At 60.8% G+C, this 9,573-nt stretch carries 8 protein-coding genes; 3 read left to right on the forward strand and 5 right to left on the reverse strand.

Annotated features, from left to right (window positions below):
- On the forward strand, positions 1 to 315 hold a 315-nt coding region (locus ACEW8J_RS01805; protein WP_373489918.1), incomplete at its 5' end, for a hypothetical protein.
- A 172-nt stretch (positions 316 to 487) separates the two neighbouring features.
- The gene (locus tag ACEW8J_RS01810; protein WP_373489919.1) at positions 488 to 844 is read left to right on the forward strand and encodes a hypothetical protein; all 357 of its coding nucleotides are present in this window, start codon (positions 488 to 490) and stop codon (positions 842 to 844) included.
- A 110-nt stretch (positions 845 to 954) separates the two neighbouring features.
- On the opposite strand, the gene glnA is transcribed toward ACEW8J_RS01810, so the two are convergent.
- From glnA to ACEW8J_RS01835, 5 genes are all read right to left on the reverse strand, one after another.
- Positions 955 to 2,367 carry a type I glutamate--ammonia ligase gene (glnA, locus tag ACEW8J_RS01815; protein ID WP_373489920.1) on the reverse strand — a complete coding sequence of 471 codons (1,413 nt, stop codon included), beginning with the start codon at positions 2,365 to 2,367 and terminating at the stop codon, positions 955 to 957.
- A gap of 54 nt (positions 2,368 to 2,421) precedes the next feature.
- Entirely contained in the window at positions 2,422 to 2,760 is a 339-nt protein-coding gene (locus ACEW8J_RS01820) for a P-II family nitrogen regulator (RefSeq protein WP_323799900.1), read from the reverse strand.
- A gap of 238 nt (positions 2,761 to 2,998) precedes the next feature.
- A complete protein-coding gene (locus ACEW8J_RS01825; protein ID WP_373489921.1) occupies positions 2,999 to 5,125 on the reverse strand; it encodes a PQQ-dependent dehydrogenase, methanol/ethanol family in 2,127 nt (708 codons plus the stop codon).
- 134 nt (positions 5,126 to 5,259) lie between these two features.
- Positions 5,260 to 6,507, reverse strand: coding sequence for a PepSY-associated TM helix domain-containing protein (locus ACEW8J_RS01830; protein ID WP_373489922.1), 1,248 nt, complete (start codon positions 6,505 to 6,507; stop codon positions 5,260 to 5,262).
- Complete coding sequence (locus tag ACEW8J_RS01835) at positions 6,507 to 8,669, reverse strand: TonB-dependent siderophore receptor (RefSeq protein ID WP_373489923.1); 2,163 nt, start codon at positions 8,667 to 8,669, stop codon at positions 6,507 to 6,509. The genes ACEW8J_RS01830 and ACEW8J_RS01835 overlap by 1 nt, the downstream gene beginning before the upstream one ends.
- 178 nt (positions 8,670 to 8,847) lie before the next feature.
- Between ACEW8J_RS01835 and ACEW8J_RS01840 the strand changes: the two genes are divergently transcribed.
- Positions 8,848 to 9,573, forward strand: a 726-nt coding sequence (locus ACEW8J_RS01840; RefSeq protein WP_373489924.1) for an AI-2E family transporter, incomplete at its 3' end; no start/stop codon positions are given.

The raw sequence follows: 9,573 nt of genomic DNA on the forward strand, positions 1-9,573 counted from the left end.
TTGCAAATATTTGACAGCAAGGATTTCAAAATGAAAAAATTATCTCGCGCCACTTGGGCTTTTATTTTCGATCACGAGGTCAGCCCGCTGCGTCATATTCGGGATTTTCAGGTGCGTCACATGGTCTTGCATCTACTCGGCTGGATGTGGGCAATTTCGTTCTCTCTGGCTATCGGAAGCTACACGTTCATGGCCATTAGCTTGCTTGGGCATGCGGTTCTGATCAGTGCTTTGGCCGTCACAGCAGGAACATATGCAGCTGCCACATATCGGCCAAGCCTTTTCGACACAGAAAAGGTCCGTACTCGAGGGTGAAACAGCTTGGAACCTTACGGACTAGGCTGCGGATTCTTTAGAGTCTAAATATCGGAATGTCAGCGATGGCAATGGCTGCGCGGAGATTCTGGTGCGGTGGAGGAAGAGGCTGGTCGGACATTGGCGCTGCGGTCCTGATTGCCATAACAATAGCGATGTGTAATGCTCGGCCATGGCCAAAGCTGATCGACTTGACCGCCTGGACGCCCGTCGTTCAGAACTTGAAGCGGAATATACGGCTGCGCTCATCGACGCGTTGAAAGTGGCGGCTTCGGGCAAATCGGGCCTGTTTGACCATAATGGGGACCGCAGGACACGCTCTGCCCTGGCGCCCACGATCGACCATCTGCAGGAATTGGGTCAGACGATAGACAAGGCGAGGGAACTACTCGCCATGCCGCCGTTCGAACTCCAACAGCAATTTATCGCCTCGCGCGGCCCGGTCGGGCCACAGGCCGTCGGCGAACCCAAACAGGCGCGGGCCTGGCTTGATCGCCTGGCTTTTGCTGCCGAAAATAAGGACAGCTAGTTCCGGAAGGGGCTATCTGCCGCCGTCCGGGACCCTCATGGCCAATCACAGCAAAAAGCCCGGAGCAATCGCTTGCCCCGGGCCTTGTCTTTGTCGTCTGATCGCAAGGATCAGCTCGAATAATACATGTCATATTCGACCGGGCTTGGCGTGGTTTCCCAACGGCTGACCTCTTCCCATTTCAGTTCGGCATAGGCGTCGATCTGGTCTTTCGAAAACACATCGCCCTTGAGCAGGAACTCGTGATCGGCTTCCAGCGCTTCCAGCGCTTCGCGCAGCGAACCGCAAACCGTCGGCACTTCGGCCAGTTCTGCCGGTGGCAGGTCATAGAGATTCTTGTCCATCGCCTCGCCGGGATGGATCTTGTTCTCGATCCCGTCGATGCCCGCCATCAGCAGCGCGGCGGAGGACAGATAGGGGTTGGCCAACGGATCGGGGAAGCGGAATTCGACGCGCTTGGCCTTGTCGCCGGCACCATAAGGAATGCGGCAGGAAGCCGAACGGTTGCGGCTCGAATAAGCGAGCAGCACCGGCGCTTCAAAGCCTGGAACCAGACGCTTGTAGCTGTTGGTCGTCGGGTTGGAGAAAGCGTTGATCGCCTTGGCATGTTTGACCACGCCGCCGATATAATGGAGGCACATTTCCGACAGACCTGCATATTCATTGCCGGCGAACAGCGGCTTGCCGTCCTTCCAGATCGACATATGGGTGTGCATGCCGCTGCCATTGTCGTCCTTGATCGGCTTCGGCATGAAGGTCGCGGTCTTGCCATAGGCATGGGCCACCTGTTGCACGACATATTTATAGACCTGCACGCGATCGGCGGTCTCGGTCAGCGTGCCGAAGGTGATCCCCAGCTCATGCTGGGCAGAGGCGACTTCGTGATGATGCTTGTCCATCGGCAGGCCCATTTCCAGCATCGTCGCGACCATTTCGCCGCGAATGTCCATGCAGCTGTCGACCGGAGCCACCGGGAAATAGCCGCCCTTGGCGCGGGGGCGATGGCCCATGTTGCCGACATCATAGTCGCGGCCGGTGTTGGTCGGCAGCTCGATATCGTCGATCCGGAAACCCGAGCGGTCATAGCCGTTTTCAAATTTCACATCGTCGAACATGAAAAATTCCGGTTCCGGTCCGACATAGATGGTGTCGCCGATGCCGGTCGACTTCAGATAGGCCTCGGCCCGGACCGCGGTGGAGCGCGGATCGCGGCTGTACAGCGATCCGTCACCCGGTTCGACGATATTGCAGACCAGGATCATCATCGGGGTGGCGGAGAACGGGTCCATATAGACGGCGTCGAGATCGGGACGCAGGATCATGTCGGATTCGTTGATTGCCTTCCAGCCCTCGATCGAGCTGCCGTCAAACATGAAGCCTTCTTCCAGCACATCCTCATCGATCACGCCGGCGCACATCGACAGATGCTGCCACTTGCCGCGGGGATCGGTGAAGCGCACATCGACCCACTCGATCTCGTTTTCCTTGATCATCTTGATAATATCGGATGCTGAATTGCCCATATTTTGGTCCCTTGGTTCTGGTTGATTTGGGTTGGTTGCGAATGGAAAGAAAGGTCAGATGGCGTCGTTGTCGCGCTCTCCGGTACGGATCCGCAGCGCCGATTCGACCGGGATCACGAAAATCTTGCCGTCACCGATGCGGCCGGTCTGCGCCGCCGCCGAGATCGCTTCCACCGTGCGGTCGGCCAGGCTGTCCTCGACCACCACTTCCAGCTTCACCTTGGGCAGGAAATCGACGACATATTCGGCGCCGCGATACAGTTCGGTATGCCCCTTCTGCCGGCCGAAACCTTTCGCCTCGGTCACCGTGATCCCGGACACGCCGACTTCGTGCAGCGCTTCCTTGACTTCATCCAGCTTGAAAGGTTTGATTATCGCTTCGATCTTTTTCATTTTTAACGTCCCTGTGTACCTCTTCCTCGGCCGTTCCTCTTGCGCAAAGGGAAGCTGCCTCAGCCGGGCACAATTGCCCGATACTATTCAATTACCATGCCAGAATCGATTCGCGAACAGAATCACCGGAATGCTCGACTATATTGCTAATAGCTAATCGCCCGGCTGACAATGCCGCCTAAAAAACAGGCATTTGCCCGGGGAGATGATGAACATTTGGGCAGATTATGCCCGATCCTCACCGCGCCGTCGGTGCCGTCATGTCCGGCAGATGCTCCTTGGTCCAGTGCGACCGCTCGACCACATAATGGCGGATATTCTCCACCTGTGCGGCGCTCAGCTGCGATCCGAAGCCGACCATGCCATGCTGCTTCAGCGTCCCGCCGGTGACCACCGATGCCCAGGCTTGCTTGTCGCCGAGCACACCGCTGACTCGCAAATCCGGGGTGAAGCCATTGCCAACCGCGCTGTCGCCATGACAGACCAGACAATTGCGGCCATATAGTCCCTTGCCGGCAGCAACTTGTTCCGGCGTGCCGGTCTGTTGCGGGGGATCCCAGACCACATCGCTCTGTTCGGGCAGGGCCGGCAATTTCGCCTTGCCGCCCAGTTTCAGCACCACCAGCCGCGGAATATTCGGCACCTGGCGGGTAACCCCGCCGGCCACGCCGGCGACCAGCGGAAAGGCCCCGCCCTTGCTGGTCAGGAAGGCGACATATTGTTCACCGTCGATCATATAGGTGGAAGGCGCGCTGACGATCCCCGACTGCATCGGCAGGCTCAGCAATTCCGCGCCCTTGTCCGCCGAATAGGCCTTGAAAAAGCCGGTGCTGGTGCCCTGGAACACCAGATTGCCGGCGGTCGTCATCGTGCCGCCATTCCACGCCGCCGGATAGTCGACGCTCCATTCGACCTTGCCGGTTTTCGGATTGAACGCGACCAGCTGGCCGGTGGTCGCGGCGACCGCAGCCTTGTAGACCTCCTTGTCGTCGGGCAGCTGGCCAATGGCCCAGCCGATTCCGACATTGAAGCCCAGCCGTTCACGCGCCTTGTCGATGTCGCTGACCGGCACTTCATAGCCCTGCGGGATCTGCTGGGCCGGGATATAGACCAGTCCGGTCTTCGGATTATAGCTCATCGGATGCCAGTTATGCGCACCCAGCGCACCGGGAATGGCGATGAACGGCTCGCCGGTCTTGTAGAAGCGGGCATCGGGATTCTCGATCGGCCGCCCGGTTTCCAGATCATAGCCGGTGGCCCAGTTGATCCCCTCGACAAACGGCTCGGCGCTGATCAGCGTGCCGTCGAGCCGGTCGATGACAAAGAAAAACCCGTTTTTCGGCGCGTGATAGAGCACTTTGCGCATCTTGCCGTCGATCGCCATTTCGGCCTGGATGATCGGCTGGGTCGCGGTATAGTCCCAGGTCTCGGCCGGTGTTTCCTGATAATGCCAGAGATATTTGCCGGTATCGGGATTGACCGCGACGATCGAGGACAGGAACAGATTGTCGCCGACCCCGCCCGAGCGCAGGCCGTGATTCCAGGGATTGCCGTTGCCGACGCCAAAGTACAGCTGGTCCAGTTCCTCGTCATAGACGATGCTGTCCCAGACGGTACCGCCGCCGCCGGATTCCCGCCATTCGCCATCGCCCCAGGTCGCCGCGGCCGCTTTTTCAAAAATCTCGTCGCTCGCCGCGCCGTCCGCCTTGCCTTCTGCATTGGGCACGGTGTAGAAACGCCATTTCAGCGAGCCGCTGCGGGTGTCATAGGCGGACACATAGCCGCGCACGCCGAATTCCGCGCCACCATTGCCGATGATCACCATATTCTTGACCACCCGCGGCGCGCCGGTGATCGTATAGGGCTTGCTGTTGTCGGTGGTCTGGGTTTCCCACAAGCGCGCACCGGTAATCGCGTCCAGCGCGATCAGCCGCCCGTCGATGGTGCCGAAATACAGCTTGCCGCGATTGATCGCGACACCGCGATTGACCACGTCGCAACAGGCGTCGACCGCCTTTTCGCCGGCCACGCCGGGATCATAGGACCACAGTTCCTCGCCGGTCTTCGCATCATAGGCAAAGACCTTGGACCAGGCGGTAGAGATATAGAGCTTGCCGTCGACCACGATCGGCGTTGCTTCCTGACCCCGCGCATCGGGCAGGTCCTTGAACCAGGCAATGCCAAGCTCGCCGACATTTTCGGTGTTGATCAGGTCAAGCGGGCTGTGCCGCTGCTCCTTGGCGTCAAAGCCGATATGGTCCCAGTCCGTGCTGACCACGGCCGCGGGCGCTGCCGTCGGCTCGCTGTTCTGGCTCTCGCAAGCCACCAGCATCAAGGGCATCAACATCATTACCAGCCTGCGCATCACCCGTCTCCCAAAACTGCCGGATGGTCAGCCATCCGTGCAATTTAACTGACTAGCTAAGCAGGGGGCGACAGGTCAAGGACTATAGCGGCGGCAGGGGCAGGGTGAAGAGGCCACAGCCCGAAAGGCTGCGGTCAGCTGCTCGTCTGGATGAACAGCGATGGCAATAATGCAAGTGCGGTCGCAATCAATAGCAGCGCCAGCCAGCGCCAGCGTCCCATGCCTTGCCACATGCCGGAAAAGGCTGTGCGCACCCGCAATGATGCGGCCCCGTCGCGAGCAATTCTCAGGGAATAGATCGCCGCGCCCGATACGGCCAGGCCAGTCATCGCCAGACCGAACAGGAACCACGGCAATTTGGTCCAGTAGCCGCCGAAATATCCGAAATGCAGCGGGTCGGCCATTTCGGCGATACGCTGATGCACATTGAGATCGCGACCGTCGGTGACCAGAAGCACCTCCGCCGTGCGCGCATCGACCCACACGGCGTTGGACCGGGGGCGTACCAGCACCGCCTCATGGTCGCCGTGGATCTGCAGCAGCGGATCGTCCGGACTCGGCAGGATCACCCGCTGGATGCGCATCGCCGGACGGGCCGCAATCGCCGCATCGAACGCACGTGCCAGACTGGTGGGAAGCCGGCTCTGCGGTGACAATTCCTCCTCCTGCACGCGCGGCTGCGGCGGCGCATCGCCGCCCAGGCTCTCGATGAAATACCACAGGCTCGACAAAGCGATCAGGGCGACAAACCACAGGCACCAGACTCCGGCCAGACGGTGGAAATCGCCCCACCAGGTTCGCGCATCGCGCTTGCGCAGCGGTTTGGCGAAGCCGCGCCACCATTTCTTGTACACTATGAACGAGGAAACCAGGCTTGCCAGCAGCAGGAAGGCGAGAGACGAGACGATCGGCACGCCGAATTTCACCGGCAGGTTGAGGTGCCGGTGCATGTTGCGCAGCACGCGCTGGGCGCCGACCCAAGGTCCCTCGCCCTGGATTTCACCCGTGGTCGGGTGCGCGTGGAGCAAGCCGAGCGAACCGTCTTCATGCTCGATCGTCACCTTGGCCGCGAACGCCGATGCGTTGGGGGCGTCGATTGCATTGGCCTTGGCCACGCCGGGATAGCGCGCCGCATTGTCGGCAATCGCTGCCCAGGCCACTGGCCCTGCCACCGTCGCTGGGGAAACCCGCAGGCTCGGTTGCAACAGCCAGTCGATTTCGGCGCTCACCACCGCCAGCGTCCCGGTAAACAGGATGAATGTCAGGAACAGGCTGAGCTTGAGCCCGACCCATTGATGCACCTTCCACCAGGTTCGCGCGGCCTTAGGCGCGGGTCTCGCACGCGCGGCCACCGCGCCGCTGCTGTCCCGCGCCATGTCCATCAGAAGCTGTAGCCGACCTCGACGAACAGCGATCGCGGCTCACCCGGGAAATGGCCGGTACGGTCGATGAAGCCCGACGCCGCGTAGGTCTTGTCGAACAGATTGTCGACGCGAACCATCGCCCGGATCGGCCCGGACTCGTAGATCAGCGAGGCGTCAAACACCATGTACGGATCGACCGGCTGGCCGCTGATGCTGACCCGGCTGGAAACATAGTCGCCGCCCAGCGCCGCGGCGAGGCCCAACTCCGGAAATTGGTAGCGGGTCCAGAAACCAAGCTGGTGCTGCGGAGCATTGGCAAAGCGGTCGCCCACCGCGTTGGAAAAGCCGCCCCCGCCATTGTCCTCGCTGATGCGCGTATCATTATAGCCATAGGCGACGGTGACCACCCAGTCCGGCGTCACGTCTGCTGCAATGTCAATTTCAATGCCCTTGCTGGTGATCTCGCCAAGCGAGATCAGATCGTCGACACCATCATTGCCGACATCGCCGCGCGGATCGGTCTGCAGGATATTGGTGCGGCGGATCTGATAGGCCGAGAGCGAAGACTGGATGCGCCCGTCCATCAGCGCCGTCTTGATACCGCCTTCGATGATGTCGCCCGAGGTCGGGGCGAACGGTCCGCCCGCCAGCGGGTTCTGCGAGCTTGCGCTCTGGGGTTCGAAGCTGGTGGCATATTGGCCGAAAGCGGATATTTCATCGGTGAGCCGGTAAACCATGCCCAGCCGGTAGGTCGTCTGGTCATCCTCGAAAACCGTGCCATTGGCATCGTCGCGAAAACTGTCCCGTCGCACGCCGCCGGTCAGGATCAGCCGACCGATGGTCAACTCGTCGAGCAGGTAGAAACCGGTCCGCCGCCCGTCGGTTAGCGTGACCCTGAACGGACCCTGGTTGTAGGTCGCCGGATCGGACTGGCCGTAGACCGGGTCGAACAGGCTGAGCGGGCTGGGCAGGCCCGGAGTGACGCTGGTGTTGCCACGCAGCGATCGGCCCTGGAAATATTGGTCCGAAATGAAATGGTCGAACCCGGCGAGCAGGCGATTGCTGATATTGCCGGATATATTAGTGGCCCATGCCGCATTTGCGCCAAACGACCAGGTTTCCTGTTCGCGCACCTGATCGCGGAACTCGCGGATCGAGGCGTCAATCTCGCCATCGCCATCGGAATCGAACAGGCCGCGCGGTTCGTGGTAATTCTGCACCTCGACCGCCTTGTTGTAGCGAGCGGTGGCATCCAGCGTCAGCCCGGCAAACGGTTCGGCCTTGAGCTGCATCTGCAGCACGTCGGATTCCAGATTGAGAAAGTCGCCTGGTTCGTTGTGGTTCCAGCGGCGGTCGGTCAGAAACTCGCCATCATCATCCACCGGCACGCCGCGCAGGCGGTTGGCATCGAGCTCCTGGTCATAACGGGTGGCCTGGATATCGATCCGCACCGGGCCGGGATCGAACGAGAGGCCGCCGTCGACGATCAGCGTGCGCGAGGCGGCATTGTTGCGAAAGGTACCGCGATCCTCGTAGAACATTCCGCCACGGGCGGCAAATCCGTTGCCGAGCGGCGCGTTGATTTCGGCCGAACCGCCCCAGCGGTCCTCGGTTCCGGCGATCGCCTGGACATTGCCCTCGAACCTGTCGGTTTCCGCTTTCTTGGTAATATAGTTGAAAATGCCGCCCGGTGAGCCGGGCCCGTAGAGCATACCGGCGGGGCCCTTCAGAAACTCCAGTTTCTCAATATTGAACAGCTGCGGCACCGAAAAGCCCGCATAAGGGTCGCCGCGCAGCCCGTCGTAAAAGATTTCTTCCTGCCGAAAGCCGCGCGAGGTTACGCCGGCATAGCTGAAAACGCTGACGCCCGAGATATTGCGATAAAGGTCCTGCGCGTCGCGCGCGCCCTGGTCCTCGATCAATTGTTCGGTGATCGTGGTGATCACCAGACTGGATTCTAGCGGCCGGGTGGCCAGCTTGCCGGAGCTTGTCTCTTCGACCCGGTACAGTTTCTGCGCGCGTCCGGTGACGACGATCACATTGCCGTCGCTATCGACCGTGGTCTGCTCTTCCGTTTCGGCACTGCCACCAACCCCGCTTTCCTGGGCCAGCAGCGGAACCGGCAAGAGGCTCCCTCCGAGCAGGATAATCTTCAGGCGTAAAAAAATCTTGTTGGACATGAGGCCTCCTTTTTGCGAATCGTTCGCAAAGTCTGTTAGGCTTCACGCTATTGCAAATCAATAGCAATTGTAGACTTTACTGTTTTAGAGTGGGTGCGCAAACCGGCTCGCGGTATCGGGCACCGGCCGCTCGCCTCCCAAAGGCTTGCGCTGCCCTGCGCGCGCGCTAATATGACTTATGCCAGACAAACCGCACCAGCCAGCCAAGGCGGAAAAAACCAACAATTCAAAACCGGGCGCACTGCTTTCGGCAAAAGGCAGCGCCCGCGAGATGGCCACCGCCACGCTGATCATCCTGGCGATTGGCGGCCTTGCCTGGCTCGCGGTCGAACTGGCGCGCTTTTTCCTGCTAGTATTCGCGGCGATCGTGATCGCGGCGGTGTTCGATGCCATCGCTAGCTGGCTGTGCCGCAAGACCGGCATGCACCGGTCGATCGCCCTGACCCTGTCGGTGACCGGTATATTCGCCCTGTTCGGCGGGGCCTTTGTGCTGTTCGGCTCGCAAATTGCCAATGAGTTCGACACCATCCGCGCCACCGTCCCGCGCTCGATGGAAAGCATCGAAAAATTTCTCGACCAATATGGCATGGGCGCAAGAGCGCGCGAACTGATCGAGAGCGGCAGCAACGACATCTCCCAGCTGCTGTCCCGAGCCGGCGGCTTCGCCCTCGCCGCGGGCAGCGGCATCGCCGATTTTGTCCTGGTCTTTGTCGGCGCGATCTTTCTCGCCAGCGACCCGGCGACCTATCGCCGCGGCCTGCTGCTGCTGATCCCCGCCAGCGCCGAACCGACGGCCGCGCAGGCGATCGATGACAGCGGCAGGGGCCTGCGCGGCTGGATGGTCGGCCAGGCGGTCTCCTCGCTGGTGGTCGGCGCCCTGACCTGGGTCGGGCTCGGCCTGCTC

It is taken from the genome of Parasphingorhabdus sp., assembly GCF_041748495.1.
Taxonomy (GTDB): domain Bacteria; phylum Pseudomonadota; class Alphaproteobacteria; order Sphingomonadales; family Sphingomonadaceae; genus Parasphingorhabdus.